Annotated in this window: 19 protein-coding genes; 13 read left to right on the forward strand and 6 right to left on the reverse strand. The window is 53.2% G+C overall.

From position 1 onward, the window contains the following. Positions 1–18: 18 nt before the first annotated feature. The gene (locus JOE25_RS11280; RefSeq protein WP_209635171.1) at positions 19–1,092 is read right to left on the reverse strand and encodes an aminopeptidase; all 1,074 of its coding nucleotides are present in this window, start codon (positions 1,090–1,092) and stop codon (positions 19–21) included. A 261-nt stretch (positions 1,093–1,353) separates the two neighbouring features. Here JOE25_RS11280 and cysG point away from each other — a divergent pair, with 261 nt between their 5' ends. The 5 genes from cysG to JOE25_RS11305 all read left to right on the forward strand — a co-directional run bounded on the left by cysG (position 1,354) and on the right by JOE25_RS11305 (position 6,175). Continuing rightward, entirely contained in the window at positions 1,354–2,784 is a 1,431-nt protein-coding gene (gene cysG, locus JOE25_RS11285) for a siroheme synthase CysG (protein WP_209635173.1), read from the forward strand. A gap of 9 nt (positions 2,785–2,793) precedes the next feature. Further along, positions 2,794–3,702, forward strand: a complete 909-nt coding sequence (gene cysD, locus JOE25_RS11290; protein ID WP_037424720.1) for a sulfate adenylyltransferase subunit CysD — start codon at positions 2,794–2,796, stop codon at positions 3,700–3,702. Between the two features lie 11 nt (positions 3,703–3,713). Then, positions 3,714–5,141: a sulfate adenylyltransferase subunit CysN gene (gene cysN / locus JOE25_RS11295; RefSeq protein WP_209635175.1), complete on the forward strand. Its 1,428-nt coding sequence runs from the start codon at positions 3,714–3,716 to the stop codon at positions 5,139–5,141. A 1-nt stretch (position 5,142) separates the two neighbouring features. After that, positions 5,143–5,772, forward strand: coding sequence for an adenylyl-sulfate kinase (cysC, locus tag JOE25_RS11300; protein ID WP_209635178.1), 630 nt, complete (start codon positions 5,143–5,145; stop codon positions 5,770–5,772). A gap of 85 nt (positions 5,773–5,857) precedes the next feature. Beyond that, positions 5,858–6,175: a DUF3561 family protein gene (locus tag JOE25_RS11305; protein WP_209635180.1), complete on the forward strand. Its 318-nt coding sequence runs from the start codon at positions 5,858–5,860 to the stop codon at positions 6,173–6,175. Positions 6,176–6,228: 53 nt separating this feature from the next. Here the strand turns inward: JOE25_RS11305 and JOE25_RS11310 are convergent, their stop codons facing one another. The 3 genes from JOE25_RS11310 to JOE25_RS11320 form a co-directional block, all read right to left on the reverse strand. Then, a complete protein-coding gene (locus tag JOE25_RS11310) occupies positions 6,229–6,951 on the reverse strand; it encodes an amino acid ABC transporter ATP-binding protein (protein WP_209635299.1) in 723 nt (240 codons plus the stop codon). Beyond that, complete coding sequence (locus tag JOE25_RS11315; protein ID WP_209635297.1) at positions 6,935–7,654, reverse strand: amino acid ABC transporter permease; 720 nt, start codon at positions 7,652–7,654, stop codon at positions 6,935–6,937. The genes JOE25_RS11310 and JOE25_RS11315 overlap by 17 nt, the downstream gene beginning before the upstream one ends. A gap of 215 nt (positions 7,655–7,869) precedes the next feature. After that, a complete protein-coding gene (locus tag JOE25_RS11320) occupies positions 7,870–8,640 on the reverse strand; it encodes a basic amino acid ABC transporter substrate-binding protein (RefSeq protein ID WP_209635182.1) in 771 nt (256 codons plus the stop codon). Between the two features lie 406 nt (positions 8,641–9,046). Between JOE25_RS11320 and ftsB the strand changes: the two genes are divergently transcribed. The 4 genes from ftsB to truD are packed head-to-tail and all read left to right on the forward strand — an operon-like array spanning position 9,047 to position 11,613. Next, the gene (ftsB, locus tag JOE25_RS11325) at positions 9,047–9,367 is read left to right on the forward strand and encodes a cell division protein FtsB (protein ID WP_037424733.1); all 321 of its coding nucleotides are present in this window, start codon (positions 9,047–9,049) and stop codon (positions 9,365–9,367) included. 3 nt (positions 9,368–9,370) lie between these two features. After that, positions 9,371–10,078: a 2-C-methyl-D-erythritol 4-phosphate cytidylyltransferase gene (ispD, locus tag JOE25_RS11330; RefSeq protein ID WP_209635183.1), complete on the forward strand. Its 708-nt coding sequence runs from the start codon at positions 9,371–9,373 to the stop codon at positions 10,076–10,078. Between the two features lie 10 nt (positions 10,079–10,088). Continuing rightward, positions 10,089–10,562, forward strand: a complete 474-nt coding sequence (gene ispF, locus JOE25_RS11335) for a 2-C-methyl-D-erythritol 2,4-cyclodiphosphate synthase (protein ID WP_004950274.1) — start codon at positions 10,089–10,091, stop codon at positions 10,560–10,562. 4 nt (positions 10,563–10,566) lie between these two features. Next, positions 10,567–11,613 carry a tRNA pseudouridine(13) synthase TruD gene (truD, locus tag JOE25_RS11340; protein ID WP_209635185.1) on the forward strand — a complete coding sequence of 349 codons (1,047 nt, stop codon included), beginning with the start codon at positions 10,567–10,569 and terminating at the stop codon, positions 11,611–11,613. Between the two features lie 38 nt (positions 11,614–11,651). Here the strand turns inward: truD and JOE25_RS11345 are convergent, their stop codons facing one another. Continuing rightward, positions 11,652–12,764: an acyltransferase gene (locus JOE25_RS11345; RefSeq protein ID WP_209635188.1), complete on the reverse strand. Its 1,113-nt coding sequence runs from the start codon at positions 12,762–12,764 to the stop codon at positions 11,652–11,654. Positions 12,765–13,041: 277 nt separating this feature from the next. On the opposite strand from JOE25_RS11345, the gene surE reads away from it, so the two are divergent. The 4 genes from surE to rpoS all read left to right on the forward strand — a co-directional run bounded on the left by surE (position 13,042) and on the right by rpoS (position 16,787). Continuing rightward, the gene (surE, locus tag JOE25_RS11350; protein WP_209635189.1) at positions 13,042–13,803 is read left to right on the forward strand and encodes a 5'/3'-nucleotidase SurE; all 762 of its coding nucleotides are present in this window, start codon (positions 13,042–13,044) and stop codon (positions 13,801–13,803) included. Further along, entirely contained in the window at positions 13,797–14,423 is a 627-nt protein-coding gene (locus JOE25_RS11355; protein WP_209635192.1) for a protein-L-isoaspartate(D-aspartate) O-methyltransferase, read from the forward strand. Before surE ends, JOE25_RS11355 begins: the two co-directional genes overlap by 7 nt. 325 nt (positions 14,424–14,748) lie before the next feature. Next, the gene (gene nlpD / locus JOE25_RS11360) at positions 14,749–15,735 is read left to right on the forward strand and encodes a murein hydrolase activator NlpD (protein WP_209635194.1); all 987 of its coding nucleotides are present in this window, start codon (positions 14,749–14,751) and stop codon (positions 15,733–15,735) included. 53 nt (positions 15,736–15,788) lie between these two features. Further along, entirely contained in the window at positions 15,789–16,787 is a 999-nt protein-coding gene (gene rpoS, locus JOE25_RS11365; protein WP_209635196.1) for an RNA polymerase sigma factor RpoS, read from the forward strand. A gap of 82 nt (positions 16,788–16,869) precedes the next feature. Here rpoS and mutS read toward each other — a convergent pair whose 3' ends face one another. Then, positions 16,870–19,425 carry a DNA mismatch repair protein MutS gene (gene mutS / locus JOE25_RS11370; protein WP_209635198.1) on the reverse strand — a complete coding sequence of 852 codons (2,556 nt, stop codon included), beginning with the start codon at positions 19,423–19,425 and terminating at the stop codon, positions 16,870–16,872. Positions 19,426–19,479 lie beyond the last annotated feature (54 nt).

Here is a 19,479-nt window from a genome sequence, read left to right on the forward strand (position 1 = left end):
TTATTGTTTCGGTGGGGGCTATTTTTTCTTTGGCACTTTCACCGGGTGCGCCTGTGCCAGCTCTTTGATCAGCGGCAGCAGGATCTGCACGCTCTCGCGACTGCGCTTGTCGATCCGTCCTGGTAAATTACGCTCCAGGTATTGCAGGTTATCGTATTGCGGGCGGTGCCAGCTCATGCCCTGCGGGAAGTGCGGGCTGACGGCACGCTGCTGATAACCGTCTTTATCGCCCAGCGACCAGTTGGTGGCTTCGACGGCCAGCACGGGAATACCGGCTTTATCAAATACATCCTGATCGGAACAACAGCCGGTGCCTTTCGGGTGCGCCTTGCTGCCTGGGTTAGTGGCGGCGGCGATACCGTAGCGGTGGGCAATGTCCAGCGCGCGATCGCGGCTCTGCTTCGCCATTTTCGGCGGCGTTTTGAGACCTGCATTGAAGTACAGGCGATCGCCTGTAATCAGGCTGTCGAGGTTAATCACTAGCACCGTGTTGCGTTTTTCCTCGGGACTCATGCGCTGCAGATAGTTCTGTGCGCCTTGCGAGCCAATTTCTTCTGCGCTGGTAGCGACAAAGCGCAGACCGTACGCCGTGGGAATATTCTTCAGACGCTCCGCCAACTCCAGCATCACACCGACGCCAGAAGCATTGTCATCGACGCCCTGTAGCGTCAATCCACCGAGGTTGTTATCCAGGTCCGCGTCGCTTTGCGGCGTATAGGTATCAAAATGTGCCACGATCAGAATTTGTTGCGGGCTGCTGCCATTTTTCGCGGCGATCACTGAACTGGCGGTGACGTTATTCCAGTTCTTTTTGCCGTCTTTGCTGGTGTAGATGTAGCGGGTATTGAAACTGCGGATGTCGCTCTGATAGCCCATTTTGCTGAACTGCTGTTTCAGATAGTCTGCGGTGAGCAATTCCGCCGGGCTGCCCGCCATGCGGCCGGGGAAATAGGTGGCAATGTGACGGATCTGGTCAGCGGCAAATTTGCCCATCGGGGCGTCCTTTGCAGACTGAGCGGCAGCCGAAACGCTGAAAACACCGCCGAGCACCGCTACCAGCAGGCCGGTTTTCAGATTAAAACGGGAAAACATACCGAAAAATCCTTCTTTGATATCGGTGAGACCGATTATTTATTGCGGTGTCCAGTATGAGACGCTGCGCGAGATTAAACAATTTCTCCCGCTCTTAAATTTGGTGCAAATGTGCAAACTTCCATCAGGGTTATCACCGCGTAAGCCCTATGCTGCGGCCTATATTCCATAAAGGAACTAGTCATTCCTTTTCGTCATTTCAGAGGCCAAATCTCAGCCCGTATAGTCACACTATCTTCCTGCATATATGAAAAGGCTGTTGTGGACTATCTACCTATATTTGCCGACCTGAAACAACGCCCGGTGTTGGTCGTTGGCGGCGGTGAAGTGGCTGCGCGCAAAGTTGATCTTCTCCTGCGCGCTGGGGCTGAAATACGGATAGTTGCGCAGTCACTCTCGCCAATACTCGAACAATTACGTCAGCAGGGGCATATCCACTGGCTGGGGCAGGCTTTTGCCGCGCAGCAATTGGACGAGGTTTTTCTGGTGATCGCGGCGACTGACGACAGCGCGCTGAATGCGCAGGTATTTGCCGAAGCGGATAAACGCCGGGTGCTGGCTAACGTGGTTGATGATCAGCCGCGTTGCTCGTTTATTTTCCCGTCGATTATTGACCGTTCGCCACTGGTCGTGGCCGTCTCTTCGAGCGGTCAGGCACCCGTACTGGCGCGCATGCTGCGTGAAAAGCTTGAAGCTTTATTGCCCGCCAGCCTGGGGCAGATGGCTGAAGTCGCCGGGCGCTGGCGTGGCCAAGTGAAACACAAGCTGAATGCGATCGGCGAACGCCGTCGTTTTTGGGAGAAAACCTTCAGCGGCCGGTTCTCAACGTTGGTGGCCAGTGGTCAAACCGCAGAGGCTGAGCGGCAGTTGGAGCAAAACTTGCAGGAGTTCGCATTGGGCAGCGAAGGCTCTCAGGGCGAAATTGCGCTGGTAGGGGCTGGCCCCGGCGATGTGGGATTACTGACCCTGCGTGGATTACAGGTGATGCAGCAAGCTGACGTGGTGCTGTATGACCATTTGGTCAGCGATGAGATTTTGGACTTGGTACGGCGTGACGCGGAACGCATCTGCGTGGGCAAACGTGCTGGCGCGCATTCTGTGATTCAGGAAGAAACCAACCGTCTGCTGGTGGAGTTGGCGCAACAGGGCAAACGCGTGGTGCGGTTGAAGGGGGGCGATCCTTTTATCTTTGGCCGTGGTGGTGAAGAACTGCAGGTGGCTGCCGCCGCGGGTATTCCGTTCCAGGTGGTGCCGGGTGTGACCGCTGCTGCGGGGGCAACGGCCTATGCCGGTATCCCACTGACGCACCGCGATCATGCGCAGAGCGTCACTTTTATTACCGGCCACTGCCGTCCCGACGGCGAGGGGTTGGATTGGGCAGATTTGGCGCGTGCGCGCCAGACACTGGCTATCTACATGGGCACCATGAAGGCGGCGGATATCAGCCAACGCCTGATTGCCCACGGTCGCGCAGCCACAACGCCGGTGGCGGTGATAAGCCGCGGTACGCGCGCGGATCAGCGGGTGCAAATCGGCACGCTGCAACAGCTTGAAGAATTAGCTCAACAGGCACCGTTACCGGCGCTGCTGGTGATCGGCGAAGTGGTGGAATTGCATCACCAAATCGCCTGGTTTGGGCATCAACCGAAGGCGGAAGGGGTATCACGCCCAGCCGTCGTGAATTTGGCTTAAGGATCTGTTATGGACGAAAAACGACTCACTCATTTGCGGCAATTGGAGGCGGAGAGTATCCATATCATCCGTGAAGTCGCCGCTGAATTCGGCAACCCGGTGATGCTCTATTCCATCGGCAAAGACTCTTCCGTGATGCTGCACTTGGCGCGTAAGGCTTTTTACCCGGGTACGTTGCCGTTCCCGCTGCTGCATGTGGATACCGGTTGGAAATTCAGTGAAATGTACCAATTCCGTGACCGTACGGCCAAGGAGTACGGTTTCGAGCTGCTGATCCACAAAAACCCGGAAGGCGTGGCGATGGGCATTAACCCGTTCGTTCACGGCAGCGCCAAGCACACCGATATCATGAAGACCGAAGGTCTGAAACAGGCACTGAACAAATACGGTTTTGACGCTGCCTTTGGCGGTGCTCGTCGTGATGAAGAGAAGTCACGCGCCAAAGAGCGTATTTATTCTTTCCGTGACCGCTTCCACCGTTGGGATCCGAAGAACCAACGTCCGGAGCTGTGGCACAACTATAATGGCCAGATCAACAAAGGCGAGAGCATCCGCGTGTTTCCATTGTCGAACTGGACCGAGCTAGACATCTGGCAATACATCTTCCTGGAAAAGATCGACATCATTCCGCTGTACTTGGCGAAACCGCGTCCGGTGGTTGAGCGCGATGGCATGCTGCTGATGGTGGACGACGATCGTATCGATCTGCAGCCGGGTGAAGTGATCAGTCAGCGTATGGTTCGCTTCCGTACGCTGGGTTGCTGGCCGTTGACCGGTGCGGTGGAGTCGGAGGCGGAAACGTTACCGGAAATCATCGAAGAGATGTTGGTATCCACCACCAGTGAACGCCAGGGACGGATGATCGACCGCGATCAATCCGGCTCGATGGAGCTGAAAAAGCGTCAAGGGTATTTCTAAGGAGCCGCCGGATGAACAACGCAATTGCACAACAAATCGCTGAACAGGGCGGTGTCGAATCCTACCTGCACGCGCAACAACATAAAAGTCTGTTACGGTTCCTGACCTGCGGCAGCGTAGACGACGGAAAAAGTACCTTGATCGGTCGTCTGCTGCACGATACTCGCCAGATCTACGAAGATCAGCTGTCAACGTTGCACAGTGACAGCAAGCGTATCGGTACTCAGGGTGAAAAACTCGATTTGGCGCTGCTGGTAGACGGCCTGCAGGCTGAACGCGAGCAAGGCATCACCATTGATGTTGCCTATCGCTATTTCTCGACCGAAAAGCGCAAATTTATTATTGCCGATACGCCGGGGCATGAGCAGTACACCCGGAATATGGCGACGGGCGCTTCTACCTGCGATTTGGCGATCCTGTTGATCGACGCGCGCAAAGGGGTGCTGGATCAAACTCGTCGACACAGTTTTATCGCAACGCTGTTGGGGATTCGCCATCTGGTGGTTGCGGTCAATAAGATGGACCTGGTGGATTATCAAGAATCGGTATTTGAGCAGTTCAAACAGGATTATCTGAGCTTCGCTGAGCAATTGCCGAACGATCTGGACATCAAGTTTGTCCCGCTTTCAGCGCTGGACGGCGATAATGTGGCTAGCGAAAGTACCCATATGCCTTGGTACAGCGGTCCAACGCTGTTGCAGGTGCTGGAAAGCGTGGATGTGATCAGCGAACGTGAGACGCAGCCTTTGCGCTTCCCGGTGCAATACGTTAATCGCCCGAATCTGGATTTCCGTGGTTACGCGGGGACGTTATCGGCCGGTGTCGTACGTGTGGGCCAACGTGTGAAGGTTCTGCCTTCTGGCGTTGAATCTACCGTTGCGCGCATTGTCACCTTTGACGGTGACTTGCAGGAGGCCGTGCCGGGTGAGGCAATTACCCTGGTGCTGAAAGATGAAGTGGACATCAGCCGTGGCGATTTACTGGTGGATGCCGGGGAAACGCTGCAAGCGGTGCAAAGCGCGTTGGTCGACGTGGTGTGGATGGCTGAGAAACCGTTGTTACCGGGTCAAAGCTATGACATCAAGGTGGCGGGTAAGAAGACACGTGCCCGCGTTGAAGGCATTCGCCACCAAGTCGAAATCAACTCACTGGCACAACATCAGGCGGACACATTGCCGCTGAATGGCATTGGTCTGGTGGAACTGATCTTCGATGAACCACTCGTACTGGACAACTATCAGCGCAACCATGTCACTGGCGGACTGATCTTTATCGATCGTTTGAGTAACGTCACGGTCGGTGCCGGGTTGATCCGCGAAGCTTTGCAAGACGTTCAGGCATCGACCGGGGATTTCAGCGCGTTTGAGCTGGAGCTGAATGCGCTGGTGCGTAAGCATTTCCCACATTGGGGTGCACGTGACCTGATCGGGGGCAAATAGCGTGACCGAGTCTCAACAACGGCCAACCGGGCCGGATGATGACAATGTGGTTTGGCATCCGCATGCAGTAATGCGTGCGGATCGCGAAGCGCGTAAGGGTCATAAAGGTGTGGTGTTGTGGTTTACCGGGTTATCTGGTTCGGGTAAGTCCACCGTGGCGGGGGCGTTGGAACAGGCGCTACATGCCCTTGGCATCAACACTTATCTCCTGGACGGTGACAATGTGCGCCACGGTCTGTGTCGCGATCTGGGCTTCTCCGACGATGACCGACGCGAGAATATTCGTCGGGTGGGCGAAGTGTCCAAGTTGATGGTAGATGCAGGGCTGGTGGTACTCACCGCGTTCATTTCACCGCACCGTACCGAAAGGCAGATGGTACGCGAATTACTCGATGAAAATCGTTTTATCGAAGTGTTTGTCGACACGCCTCTGGCGATTTGTGAGGCACGTGATCCAAAAGGATTGTACAAAAAAGCCCGTGCCGGTGAGCTGAGAAATTTCACCGGAATTGACGCGGTTTATGAGGCACCGGAACGGCCGGATATTCATCTTGATGGCCAACAATTGGTAACAAATTTGATTGCGCAATTGTTAGACGTACTGCGTGGTCGGGCTATTATCAAACCCTGAATTCAGAAAAGCGTGTGGCGTTTTTGCGTCATACGCTTTTTACGCTAAGCCCGCCGAAGAGCGTGCCGAATAACCAGGGATCACTATGCAAAATGTCTCGCCAATCTTGATTGACTCAAACCAGGAGAAAGAGGAACCCTCTTATTCTTTCCTGGGCGGCGTCTGCGGCTTTGTTTTCTACTGGCTGGCGTTCGCGGTGCCGTTTTTGATCTACGGCTCTAACACACTCTTCTTCCTGCTCTATACCTGGCCATTCTTCCTGGCCCTGATGCCGGTTTCGGTACTGATAGGCATTACACTTAGCATGCTGCTGCGTGGACGCTTGATCCTGACGTTGCTGTTGACGGGGACTATTGTGCTTTGTCTGTTCTGGCTGGTATTCAGTTTTTTGACCGGCTGGTGACAGAGTCAGGCGCAGTCTCCTGCGCCCGACGCATTGCAAAGCCGTGCTGAAGGTTACAAAACTTTGCTTAGAAAAGCCTGAGTTCTTGGGTTGGCAGGGTGACTGAAAATCTGCTGTGGTGTCCCTTCTTCCTGAATGATCCCTTGATCAATAAACAATACCCGATCGGCCACTTCACGGGCGAAGCCCATTTCATGGGTTACCACCACCATGGTCATACCTTCGTGCGCCAATGATTTCATTACCGCCAGCACTTCGCCAACCAGCTCGGGATCGAGCGCTGAGGTGGGTTCGTCGAACAGCATGATTTTCGGCTCCATCGCTAGCGCACGAGCAATGGCCACGCGCTGTTGCTGACCACCTGACAGACTATTGGGATAGGCGTCAATCTTGTCCAGCAGGCCCACCTTGCGGAGCAAGGCTTCGGCACGCAGGATGGCGTCTGCGCGTGACAGCTTTTTCACGCCCATCGGCGCCATGATGATGTTTTCCAACACCGTCATATGCGGGAACAGGTTAAAACGCTGAAACACCATGCCGACGCTTTCACGCATTTTATTGAGATCGGTTTTCTGGCTGTGTATGGCAAAACCGTTGACCATAATCTCACCGCCAGAAAGCGTCTCCAGCGCATTGATGCAGCGCAGGAAAGTGCTTTTACCCGATCCTGATGGGCCTATGACGCAGATCACTTCGTTTGCCGCGATCTCGCAGGAGATACCTCGCAGCACATGGCTATCGCCAAATTGTTTTTGCAGGTTATGTACGCGAATCACTTTTCCCAAACCTCTTTTCCATGTGTTGCACCATCAGCGAAAGCAGGAAGGTGAGGACCCAATAGACCAATGAAATTGTCAGATAGGGTTCCCAGTAGGTGGCATAAGCTCCCGAAACGGTACGGGCTGCATAGGCCAGGTCTGCAAGGCCGATGGCGGAGGCCAATGAGGAATCCTTGACGATGGCAATGGCGTTATTGCCCAGCGGAGGCAACATGCGACGGAATGCCTGTGGCAAGATCACTTTGCGCATGGTTTTGCCGTAGCTCATGCCCAGTGAGCGCGACGCTTCCATCTGCCCACGATCGATTGACTGAATGCCTGCACGGAAGATTTCCGAGACGTAAGCGCCAGCGTTGAGCGTAATCGCCACGACGCAGGAAAGAAACGCGCCGTAATCCGAGCGCAGTGCGCGGGCGAAGTCGCTGCTCATCAGGCCGCTGGTGACCAGCAGGCCGTCACGGGGATTGATAAACAACGGCACTAATGCGAAGTGCACCACCATAATCTGCACAAACAGTGGCGTACCGCGAAAGGCGCTGATGTAAATGCGCACGGGCCATTGTACGCCGTAATGCAAGATAGGTTTCCAGATGCCGTGCGGCGCTTGCGCCAGACGACCTAGCCCGAGGATCAGACCCCAGGTGGTACCCAGTATCACGCAGATAATGGTGCATTTGATGGTCATCCAGGCGCCTTCCATAAACAATGGGGCATACTCTTGGATAATCTCCCAACGGAAATTCACTTTCTCGTTCCTTTTTTAGCGAGTTCAGGCTACTGCGCGTCGCCATATTGGGATTGGGCAGTGAACGCCATCCTCATGGACTGCATGTCCACTCCGGTGGCTGTGCGCTGCCCGCACCCGCTATGGCTAGCTCGTTACGCCTGCCGATCGGCAGGTTGGCATCCGTTGGTTCACTCGACGGGCAGCGTAGGGACGTTGCTGTCAAACCAGGTCTGGTAGATTTTGGCGTAGGTCCCGTCAGCAACGATCTTCTTCAAACCGGCGTTAATCTTACCGCGCAGTTCGTCGTTGCCTTTGGCGACGGCGATACCGAAATATTGGCGTTCGAATTTGGCGTCGGACACCAATTTGAATTCTTTATCCGGGTGGGTCTTGATGTAGAACTTGGCTACCCCGACGTCGCCGACCGCGGCGCCAATACCGTCTTCATACAATTCCTGTAACATCAGCGGCGTATTGTCGAAACGCTTAATGGCGGTGCTGTTCTTGCCCAGAGTGTCGGACACCACAATGTCGCCGGTGCTGGAGTTCACAACGCCGACCCTCAAGGCTTTGAGTGCAGCGATAGAATCCACGGTGGACTCTTTGGGTACGACAATAGCCTGTTCGGCCGGGAAGTAAGGTGCGGAAAAGTCGACCATTTGCTTACGTTTGTCGGTAATGGTGATACCCGAAATAATGATGTCACGATCGCCGGAGTTTAGCGTGGCAAAGATGCCTTCCCACGGCGTATTTACCAGCTTGACTTGAAAGCTCTCTGCGTTGGCCACCGCCTTGATAATATCAATATCAAAACCTTCCAGCTGTTTGCTGCTGTTTTCAAACTCGAAGGGACGATAGGTGCCGCCGGAGCCGACGACATAAGTCGGTTCAGCCGCCAAGACTGACGCCGACAGGGTGGCGGCCAGACAGGCGCCAATCAGAACTAGGTGTTTTAACATCGATATCCCCGGTAATTAAATGTCGTGCTTGAAGTTTATTTATGCACTATTGATGCATAAAAATAATCTTTAATGAATAAAAATACAACTCCTACCTGATGATGGATTTTTTAATGGTGTTAAATATGCAATTTCTGTTGGTGTTTGGAAGAAGCGTTGGTCAAATGTGGAATCAGCCAGTTTTTCTTACTGCATAACGGGGAAATTGCTAAATGAGAGCGTGCTGCTTTATCTGGTAGGTTTACGAATGGGCGAAAGTGCTTTTTTTTGCCGCTTTCGGCTCGAATTTAGGTTATAAACTGAGGAAATTCTCATCCTACTCTGAATTTGGCGGTGAAATGCCGTTCCCAGTGTGGAGTCCAACGAAAAGTTGTGGGATGATTAGGCGGTTTTTCAGGGGGCGGAGATGGGAAAACTTACGCTGTTATTGCTGGCATTGCTCGGTTGGTTACAGTATTCACTGTGGCTGGGCAAAAATGGTGTTCACGATTATGTGCGGGTCAATGATGACGTTGCGCTCCAACAGGGCAGCAATGCAAAATTGAAAGCGCGTAACGATCAGCTGTTCGCCGAAATCGACGATTTGAACGGCGGTCAGGAAGCGATCGAAGAGCGTGCGCGCAATGAACTGAGCATGATTAAGCCCGGTGAGACTTTCTATCGTTTGGTTCCTGATCAATCCAGACGCAACGCGGCGTCCTCCTCGCAAAATAACCTACAAAAGTAACGCATGAATCACTCCGCAGGAACCTTTCCATCGGTGATTGCCGTCCTGCCCGCTGCCGGTATTGGCAGCCGTATGCAGGCGGATTGCCCAAAGCAGTATTTAACGATCGGCCATCAAACCATTCTCGAACACGCGATCCATGCATTGTTGCGGCATCCGCGTATTCCTCAGGTGATTGTCGCGATCGGCCCAGATGACCAGCAGTTCCGCCAGTTACCCATAGCAAAAGACCCCCGTGTGCGGGTGACCATCGGCGGTCAACAACGCGCTGATTCGGTAATGGCCGGGCTACAACTGGCCGGCGACGCTAAATGGGTTCTGGTGCACGACGCGGCTCGGCCATGTCTGCATGCAGACGATCTCGAACGTCTGCTGGCGATTACTGAGCACAGCGATGTGGGCGGCATTTTGGCTGCGCCGGTGCGTGATACCATGAAGCGCGCCGAAGCGGGTCGCAACGCAATTTCACATACCGTTGAACGTCAGGACCTGTGGCATGCATTGACACCACAGCTATTTCCATTGGCGTTGCTTAAACTCTGTTTGCAGCGGGCGCTGGATGAAGGTGCAACAGTCACTGATGAAGCCTCAGCCCTAGAGCATTGCGGCTATCATCCGCTGTTGGTAACCGGGCGTTCGGACAACATTAAAGTCACGCGACCAGAAGATTTGGCGCTGGCAGCATTCTATTTAACTCAGTTGGACAATTAAGGAGCGCATCATGCGTATCGGTCACGGTTTTGACGTACATAAATTTGGTGGCGAAGGGCCGCTGGTGATCGGTGGTGTTCGTATCCCTTATGAGAAAGGTTTGCTGGCCCATTCCGACGGTGATGTAGCGCTGCATGCAGCGACCGATGCCTTGTTGGGTGCGGCGGCGCTGGGGGATATTGGTAAACTGTTCCCGGATACCGACCCCGCTTTCAAAGGTGCCGACAGCCGTGAGCTGCTTCGCGAAGCCTGGAAGCGTATCCGTGCGAAAGGCTATCGTCTGGGGAATTTGGACATTACCATTATTGCTCAGGCACCTAAAATGGCGCCGCATATCCCGCAAATGCGTATTTTCCTGGCGGAAGACCTGCAGTGCCATATGGACGATGTCAACGTTAAGGCCACCACTACCGAACAGCTCGGTTTTACCGGACGCGGTGAGGGCATTGCCTGCGAAGCGGTTGCCTTGTTGATCAAGGAATAACTGCATGGATATGGCTAACTTGACCTGGCTCCACGGCCAGCCGCAGAGCACTGGCGTGCTGAAAGCCAACCCGGAAGATTTCGTGGTGGTGGAAGACCTGGGCTTTGAGCCGGACGGGGAAGGCGAACATGTGTTGGTGAACATCCGTAAAAATGGATGTAACACTCAGTTTGTCGCAGATTACCTGGCGCGTTTTGCGGGTATTCATGCCCGCTCTGTCAGCTATGCCGGTCTGAAAGATCGCCATGCCGTGACCGAGCAGTGGTTCTGTCTGCATCTACCGGGGAAAGAAACTCCCGATTTCACCCAGTTCTCACTGGAAGGCTGCGAAGTTCTGGCCAGTGCCCGCCATCTACGCAAAATGCGCATCGGCACGCTGAAAGGCAATGCCTTCACGTTAGTGCTGCGCCATATTTCCGATCGCCAGGATGTTGAATCTCGCCTGCAGGCGATTGCGGCCGGTGGCGTCCCAAACTACTTTGGCAGCCAGCGTTTTGGCCGTGGCGGAAATAACCTGGTGATGGCACGGCGTTGGGCGAAGGATGAGATCCGGGTAAAAGAACGCAGTAAACGCAGCTTTTATCTGTCCGCCAGTCGTAGTGCACTGTTTAACCTGATTGCAAGTCGACGTTTGGCTAATCAGCAGCAACACACTGTGCTTGAAGGCGATGCCTTGCAGCTCAGCGGCCGTGGTAGCTGGTTTGTTGCCAAAGCGGACGAACTGGATACTTTACAGCAACGGCTTGATGCCGGTGAATTGCTGATTACGGCTCCCCTGCCGGGTGACGGCGAACCAGGCACTGCCGGGGAGGCGTTGAGTTTTGAACAGCAATGCCTGCTGGAACAACCTGAACTGATGGCGCTATTAACGCGCGAGCGCGTTGATCCGGCACGCCGTGCGCTGTTGTTACAGCCAAAAAATATGCAGTGGGACTGGTGGGACGATGCCACCGTTGAACTGCGTTTTTGGCTACCTGCCGGCAGTTTCGCCACCAGCGTGGTGCGCGAAATTATGCGGCAGGACAACAGTGATACGGACATTAGCGAGTAATAAGAAACCTGCGAAAGCAGGTTTTTTTATCAGATACCTTAGCGTTGATTGGCTAATTTTTTTTCTGCATTTAATTTTATCTCTTTCACATTGGCTTGCGATTGTTCGGAGAAACGCTTTTTTAACCATTCATAACAGGGCTTCTCAAAGAAGCGATGAGTGAGTTGTGATAAGAATAATGTCAACGCAACAAAAACGACGAATTTTATTCCGAATGGTAAGTTTAGTGGGGAGAGTATCGCTCCCATGATCAAAATAATAGGAGTATGTATAAGGTAAACAGAGTAGCTGATATCACCGAGCCAAGCTGGAATTCGACTACTGATAATCTGATGGAACCACGAACTTAGTGTTGCCAAGCTTAAAATGAGTAACGCGATAAGTGGAATCGGTAAGAAGCTAAGTTTTCCAATCGGAGTCTTTTGATAAACTAAGTATACAACGGTTGCGAAAAGAATGACGTCAAGGCAACCAATGATAGATTTCTGTATGTGGGTAAGTCCTACTGGCCTCATTCCTTGGGCCATTCTACAAACTGCGATCCCCAGTGTGACGCCGGCGATGCATCTAACAAAGCCTGAGGTGACAATACCGTACATCATTTCATGAGCGACCATCAGTGAACCGAATGATGTATATAAAACGGTGTAACACATTAAGGAAATAAATAGCAGAAGGTTGGTTTTTACACGACGGATACACCAAGGAACCAAAAATACGGAAACCCAAAACTCGACTGAGATTGACCAGCTAGGATCATTCCAGTTCCAGTTGTTGACAAAACCCATATTCTGCAGAAGAAAAATATTTGCAATGCCAGAAATAAATGGCTCGTCAAAGGGAAAACCTCGTTGGGTCAGCAGATAAATGATACCAACGATAATCATAGTGGCAATATGCAACGGGTACATCCGTGCGAAGCGATAGAAGATAAACTTTCTATCACTCATTAAGCCTGATGATAAGGCTTGGCCATAAACATGTGACAAAACAAAACCCGAAAGAATAAAAAAGAAATCAACGGATATATACGCATTTTGGAAGGGATAGTCATTCCACCCATATTGACTACCAAAAAAATGGCTTAGCGCGACAGTTAACGCAAACACACCACGTAAACCATCTAAATATTTTAGTCTTGTTATTGGCATTGAGGAGAGAAACCTTGAAGTTATTGAATTACGATTTTACTTGAGTGCGACCGTATTGTCAGGTTTTCGTAAGGATTGCGTGATGATCTTCAGATATTCTCTGTGAGCAGGGTTGCAGCATTGGGGGGCTTTTCCCTTGGTGACTGGACATGCCGGGGGGAGTAAACATAATATCTGCTGGTTAAGCGCCTCCTTTTAGGCACTTTCTACCAAGTATTTACATGCTGGGCCGCGTTGCAAGGGGTCTGGTTGAGAGATAAAAAGAAGATAACCTCATATGCGGATATTGCTGAGTAATGACGACGGCGTGACCGCCCCAGGCATTCAGGTGCTGGCGGCGGCACTGCGTGAGTTCGCCGAAGTACAAGTTGTAGCGCCCGATCGTAACCGTAGCGGTTCTTCCAATGCGTTGACGCTGGAATCCCCATTGCGCACCCTGACGATGCCCAATGGGGATATTGCTGTACAGCAAGGGACGCCGACCGATTGCGTGTATCTGGGCGTGAATGCTCTGATGCAACCCGCGCCGGATATCGTGGTTTCTGGTATCAACGCCGGCCCTAATTTGGGTGATGATGTTATTTATTCCGGTACTGTTGCCGCCGCCATGGAAGGACGCCATTTGGGTTTACCGGCGCTGGCGGTGTCGCTGAACGGCCACCAGCATTATGCTACTGCCGCAGTGATTACCTGCCGGATACTGCGAGCGCTACAGCGTGAGCCGTTACGTACCGGTAAAATTCTGAATATCAACGTGCCTGATTTACCCTTGGAACAGATCAAGGGAATTCGCGTGACACGCTGCGGTAGCCGACACCCTGCCGACAAAGTGTTCTGCCAGCAGGATCCTCGTGGGCAAAACCTCTATTGGATTGGGCCACCGGGTGATAAGTTTGATGCCGGGCCGGACACGGATTTCGCTGCAGTTGAGCAGGGTTACGTGGCAATCACACCATTGCAGGTGGATTTAACCGCCTATACGGCCCAAGACGTGGTAAAAACGTGGTTAACCAAAGCAGGGGTTGGCGGGGAATGGTGAACAAGCGTATGCAAACATTGCTGACGCAGCTGCGTCAACAAGGGATCCGGGACGAGCGGTTGCTGCAGGCGATCGAGGCGGTGCCGCGCGAACGTTTTGTTGATGAAGCACTTGAACACAAAGCCTATGAGAATACTGCGTTGCCCATCGGGTCTGGCCAAACGATCTCCCAGCCTTATATGGTCGCACGGATGACCGAACTCCTGAACCTGACACCCACGTCAAGGGTGTTGGAGATCGGTACCGGCTCAGGCTATCAAACCGCTATTTTGGCGCATCTGGTGCAACATGTTTGCTCCGTTGAACGCATCAAGGGGTTGCAATGGCAGGCCAAACGCCGCCTGAAGCAACTTGATCTTCACAATGTTTCAACTCGTCACGGTGATGGCTGGCAGGGCTGGGCATCTCGTGGTCCGTTTGATGCCATTATTGTCACTGCCGCGCCGCCGGAAATCCCCCCCGCGTTGATGGAGCAGTTGGATGACGGCGGCATTCTGGTATTGCCAGTGGGTGAGCAGTCTCAAATCCTCAAGCGCATTCAACGACAAGGGAGCGAGTTTGTCGTCGATATCGTCGAAGCCGTGCGCTTTGTACCCTTGGTGAAGGGTGAGTTAGCCTAGCGATTGTCTGAATTTTCGACAGGATACGAAATCTGTTGCACTTTCATCACCTCTGGTTAAGGTTTTACCGTTTCAATAAAACTAATTTTCAATACAATTGCCTTTCTGCGTAGTTGTCTTATGGTGCAGCACCGCTAATGTGGTTAGCATTGGCGCGCTGTTTTGAGGCTCGGGCATGAAATTTCCTGACGTTCAGGGATCGGCCGCGGGCACCTTTCATGGTAGAAACTGAGAGAATGGTAAAAGCTCAGCTACGATGTAAAGGGTATTTTGGATATATCGCTGATATTGCTGTCATGGGGGAAGCATGAGCACGGGAAGCCCAATGATTACATTACGCCGGGTTGCGGTGTGTACGATGGTAAGTTTGTGGTTGGCGGGTTGTACAAACAACGCGTCGACATCGGCCCCTATCAGTAGTGTGGACGGTGGCGGATCTGCCGCATCCAACAATGCCGGTGTGCCGGTGAGCTCTGAAGGCCATATTGTTTACAACCGCAGTTACACGTCGATTCCCAAAGGGAGCTACAGCGGTAATACCTATACGGTTAAGCGCGGAGACACGCTGTTTTATATCGCCTGGATCACCGGTAACGACTACCGTGACCTGGCTCAGCGCAATAATATTCCTGAACCATACAGCCTGAATGTGGGTCAAAACATTCAGCTTGGTAATGGTTCTGCCAACGGAAATGGCGGCATGTTGGCGGCAACAGACGCGACCAGCGGCGGTGTTCCTAAGCCGCCATCGAGCACTCAGATACAAACTGCAACGGTTGATTCTCAATCAACTAACGCGTATTCTGATAACTCGGGTAAACAGAATGTAGGTAAGATGTTACCTGCAGCAGGCGCAGTGGCGGCAACTACCGCAACAGCCCCTGTTACCGCACCGGTCGTTGCTCCACCAGTGAGCAGCACCGTCAGCAATAGTGCCCCAGTAAGTACCTGGAGATGGCCTACTGACGGTAAGATTATTGATAACTTTTCCTCATCAGAAGGTGGGAATAAAGGAGTCGATATCGCCGGGTCCCGTGGGCAGCCGATTCTCGCTACCGCCGATGGTCGTGTAGTGTATGCAGGCAACGCTTTACGGGGTTACGGTAATCTAATCATCATTAAACACAATGATGATTACCTGAGCGCCTACGCTCACAACGACACAATGCTGGTCCGGGAACAACAAGAAGTGAAGGCGGGTCAAAAAATAGCCACCATGGGTAGCACCGGAACCAGTTCAGTACGTTTGCATTTTGAAATTCGTTACAAGGGGAAATCCGTAAACCCGCTGCGTTATCTTCCGCAGCGATAGATTGGGCAGAATACGCTGTATTCTGCTCGCGGTATCACGGGTAGGAGCAGCATATGAGCCAAAATACGCTGAAAGTTAACGAGTTACATGATGATGCGGATTTCGACGAGAACGCAACGGAAGTGGAATCATTCGACGAAAAAGCACTGGTTGAAGAAGAGGCCAGTGAGAGTGATCTAGCGGAAGAAGAGTTGTTGTCACAAGGCGTGACCCAACGCGTATTGGATGCGACGCAGCTCTATCTTGGCGAAATCGGCTATTCTCCGCTGCTGACCGCAGAGGAAGAAGTTTATTTTGCGCGGCGTGCACTGCGCGGTGACGTGCCGTCCCGCCGCCGAATGATTGAAAGTAACCTGCGGTTGGTGGTGAAAATCGCCCGCCGTTACAGCAATCGCGGCCTGGCGCTGCTGGATCTGATTGAAGAGGGTAACCTCGGTCTGATCCGCGCAGTGGAAAAGTTTGACCCAGAACGTGGTTTCCGTTTCTCGACTTACGCAACCTGGTGGATCCGGCAGACGATTGAACGGGCGATCATGAACCAAACCCGTACCATCCGCTTGCCTATCCACATTGTCAAAGAACTGAATGTCTATCTGCGCACCGCGCGCGAACTTTCTCATAAACTGGATCATGAACCGAGCGCAGAAGAGATTGCAGAGCAACTCGACAAGCCGGTCGATGATGTCAGCCGTATGCTGCGTCTGAACGAACGTATCACTTCTGTTGATACGCCGTTGGGCGGGGATTCAGAGAAAGCGTTGCTGGACATTTTGGCGGACGAAAAAGACAACGGACCGGAAGACACCACACAAGACGATGACATGAAGCAGAGCATCGTTAAGTGGCTGTTCGAACTGAACGCTAAACAGCGTGAAGTGCTGGCACGTCGTTTTGGTCTGTTGGGCTACGAAGCGGCAACGCTCGAAGATGTAGGTCGTGAGATTGGCCTGACTCGTGAGCGTGTACGTCAGATCCAGGTTGAAGGTTTGCGTCGCCTGCGTGAAATTCTGCAGATGCAGGGCCTGAGTATTGAGGCACTGTTCCGCGAGTAACGCTGGAAGGTGAATCGCATTAAAATAAAAACGGTGAGCATAATGCTCACCGTTTTTTTATGCCCGCAAAATGATACGCGGGTTAGACCATACCTTTCAGGCGGTAAATCCACTCCAGCGCCTGGCGTGGCGACAGCGAATCCGGATCCAGCGCCTCGAGCGCTTCGACTGCCGGTGAGCTTTCCTCATTTAGCAGCGTCATCTGGGTCGCGTCAACGGTGCCGCTGGCTGTATGGCTTGAGATAGCTTCCAGCTCACGTAACTTCTGCCGTGCACGTTTGATTACCTCACGTGGCACACCGGCCAGTGCGGCCACAGCCAAACCATAACTCTTGCTGGCTGCACCGTCCTGTACGCTGTGCATAAAGGCGATAGTGTCGCCATGTTCCAGCGCATCCAGGTGCACGTTAACCACGCCTTCCATTTTCTCCGGCAGGGTCGTCAGCTCAAAGTAATGGGTGGCGAACAGCGTCATGGCTTTAATGCGGTTGGCCAGGTTTTCGGCACAGGCCCAAGCCAGGGATAAACCGTCGTAGGTTGACGTACCGCGGCCAATTTCATCCATCAATACCAGGCTGTTTTCAGTGGCGTTATGCAGGATATTGGCTGTTTCAGTCATCTCCACCATAAAGGTAGAGCGGCCAGAGGCCAGGTCATCCGCGGCACCAACGCGCGTAAAGATGCGGTCAACCGGGCCGATCACGGCCTTACTCGCCGGCACGTAGCTGCCGATATGTGCCATCAACACGATCAGCGCTGTTTGTCGCATATAGGTGCTTTTACCCCCCATATTCGGACCAGTGATGATCAACATACGACGCTGAGGCGACAGAGACAGTGGGTTGGAAATAAAGGGCTCGCTCAGTACCTGTTCGACTACCGGGTGGCGGCCTTCGGTGATGCGAACTCCCGGCTGTTCACTCATGGTCGGGCAGGCGTAATTCAGTGTTTCTGCACGTTCGGCCAGGTTAGCCAGTACGTCCAGTTCGGCCAGTGCCCCGGCGCTTTGCTGCAATTCACCTAAATGTGGTAGCAGCAAATCGAACAGCTCTTCGTATAACCCTTTTTCGATCGCCAGTGCTTTCCCTTTCGACGTGAGAACCTTGTCTTCATACTCTTTCAGTTCGGGAATAATGTAGCGTTCGGCGTTTTTCAACGTCTGTCGGCGCACGTAGTGGATTGGCACCAGATGGCTTTGCCCGCGGCTAACCTGGATGTAATAGCCATGTACGCCATTGAAGCCGACCTTCAGCGTATCCAACCCCAGCTTTTCACGTTCGCGAATTTCAAGACGGTCGAGGTAGTCGCTGGCACCATCGGCCAGGGCGCGCCACTCGTCCAGCTCGCTGTTGTAGCCGGGCGCGATAACACCACCGTCACGTACCAGAACCGGTGGGGCTTCAACCACGGCACGTTCCAGCAAATCCTGCAGTTCATCAAACTGACCGACTTGTGATAGCAAGTGCTGTACATGCGGGGTATCCACACCCTTCAGCAGTGCGTGGATATCCGGCAACTGCTGGAAAGCGTGGCGCATCCGTGCCAGGTCACGAGGGCGGGCGCTGCGCAGAGCCAGACGAGCCAATATACGTTCCAGATCGCCAACTTGTCGCAGAGAAGGCTGAAGGTCGGCATAGATATCCTGCAGTGCGCCAATCGCCTGTTGGCGATTATTCAGCACCTTGATATCGCGAGTGGGCATATGCAACCAACGCTTGAGCATACGGCTGCCCATCGCGGTCACACTGCAATCGAGGATTGCCGCAAGCGTATTTTCAGTGCCGCCGGACAAGCTCTGGGTGAGTTCAAGGTTACGCCGTGTGGCGGCATCCATGATAATGCCGTCCTGCTGGCGTTCCATGGTGATGCCTCGAATATGGGGTAATGAGGTGCGTTGGGTATCTTTAACGTACTGCAACAGACAGCCGGCGGCTCGCAGTGCCTGATGGGCTTGATCAACGCCGAAGCCGGTGAGATCGCGGGTGCCGAACTGCAGGTTAAGCTGCTGGCGTGCGGTTTCGGGTTCAAATTCCCACAGTGGGCGGCGGCGTAGGCCGTGGCGCTGTTCAATCAGCGACATTTGTTCAAAGGTTTCAGGGTAAAGCAATTCGGCAGGATTCGTGCGCTGCAATTCTGCCGCCATGGTTTCGATATCTGCCGGTTCGGCAACCCGGAAACGGCCGGAGCTGATATCTAGCGTAGCGTAGCCAAAGCCGCGTGCGTCCTGCCAGATGGCGGCCAGCAGGTTATCCTGACGCTCTTGTAACAGCGCTTCGTCGGTGATGGTGCCTGGGGTGACGATACGCACGACTTTACGCTCAACCGGGCCTTTACTCGTGGCGGGATCGCCGATTTGCTCACACAGGGCGACAGATTCACCGAGCTGCACCAGTTTGGCCAGATAGTTCTCTACCGCATGGTGCGGTACACCAGCCATTGGGATAGGTTCGCCTGCTGAGGCGCCGCGTTTGGTCAGCGAAATATCCAACAGCTGAGAAGCGCGCTTGGCGTCATCGTAAAACAGCTCGTAAAAGTCACCCATGCGATAGAACAACAGGATTTCAGGGTGTTCGGCCTTGAGGCGCAGGTATTGCTGCATCATGGGCGTGTGTGAATCGAGCTTATTGGTGCTATTCATAAGATTACTGTTTCCAATCCATTGAATTTAAAGTTGGTTGTGATGTTGGGTGCC

The organism is Serratia sp. PL17, from assembly GCF_017832355.1.
GTDB lineage: Bacteria > Pseudomonadota > Gammaproteobacteria > Enterobacterales > Enterobacteriaceae > Serratia.

Excerpts from the sequence above, each read along its gene's own strand:
- cysN (WP_209635175.1), top strand. The coding sequence starts at position 3,714 with ATGAACAACGCAATTGCACAACAAATCGCTGAACAGGGCGGTGTCGAA.
- JOE25_RS11315 (WP_209635297.1), bottom strand. The coding sequence starts at position 7,654 with ATGGAAGGCGCCTGGATGACCATCAAATGCACCATTATCTGCGTGATA.
- JOE25_RS11280 (WP_209635171.1), bottom strand. The coding sequence starts at position 1,092 with ATGTTTTCCCGTTTTAATCTGAAAACCGGCCTGCTGGTAGCGGTGCTC.
- truD (WP_209635185.1), top strand. The coding sequence starts at position 10,567 with ATGGATATGGCTAACTTGACCTGGCTCCACGGCCAGCCGCAGAGCACT.
- mutS (WP_209635198.1), bottom strand. The coding sequence starts at position 19,425 with ATGAATAGCACCAATAAGCTCGATTCACACACGCCCATGATGCAGCAA.
- surE (WP_209635189.1), top strand. The coding sequence starts at position 13,042 with ATGCGGATATTGCTGAGTAATGACGACGGCGTGACCGCCCCAGGCATT.
- rpoS (WP_209635196.1), top strand. The coding sequence starts at position 15,789 with ATGAGCCAAAATACGCTGAAAGTTAACGAGTTACATGATGATGCGGAT.
- JOE25_RS11320 (WP_209635182.1), bottom strand. The coding sequence starts at position 8,640 with ATGTTAAAACACCTAGTTCTGATTGGCGCCTGTCTGGCCGCCACCCTG.
- JOE25_RS11305 (WP_209635180.1), top strand. The coding sequence starts at position 5,858 with ATGCAAAATGTCTCGCCAATCTTGATTGACTCAAACCAGGAGAAAGAG.
- JOE25_RS11345 (WP_209635188.1), bottom strand. The coding sequence starts at position 12,764 with ATGCCAATAACAAGACTAAAATATTTAGATGGTTTACGTGGTGTGTTT.
- JOE25_RS11355 (WP_209635192.1), top strand. The coding sequence starts at position 13,797 with ATGGTGAACAAGCGTATGCAAACATTGCTGACGCAGCTGCGTCAACAA.
- nlpD (WP_209635194.1), top strand. The coding sequence starts at position 14,749 with ATGATTACATTACGCCGGGTTGCGGTGTGTACGATGGTAAGTTTGTGG.
- cysD (WP_037424720.1), top strand. The coding sequence starts at position 2,794 with ATGGACGAAAAACGACTCACTCATTTGCGGCAATTGGAGGCGGAGAGT.
- ftsB (WP_037424733.1), top strand. The coding sequence starts at position 9,047 with ATGGGAAAACTTACGCTGTTATTGCTGGCATTGCTCGGTTGGTTACAG.
- ispF (WP_004950274.1), top strand. The coding sequence starts at position 10,089 with ATGCGTATCGGTCACGGTTTTGACGTACATAAATTTGGTGGCGAAGGG.
- ispD (WP_209635183.1), top strand. The coding sequence starts at position 9,371 with ATGAATCACTCCGCAGGAACCTTTCCATCGGTGATTGCCGTCCTGCCC.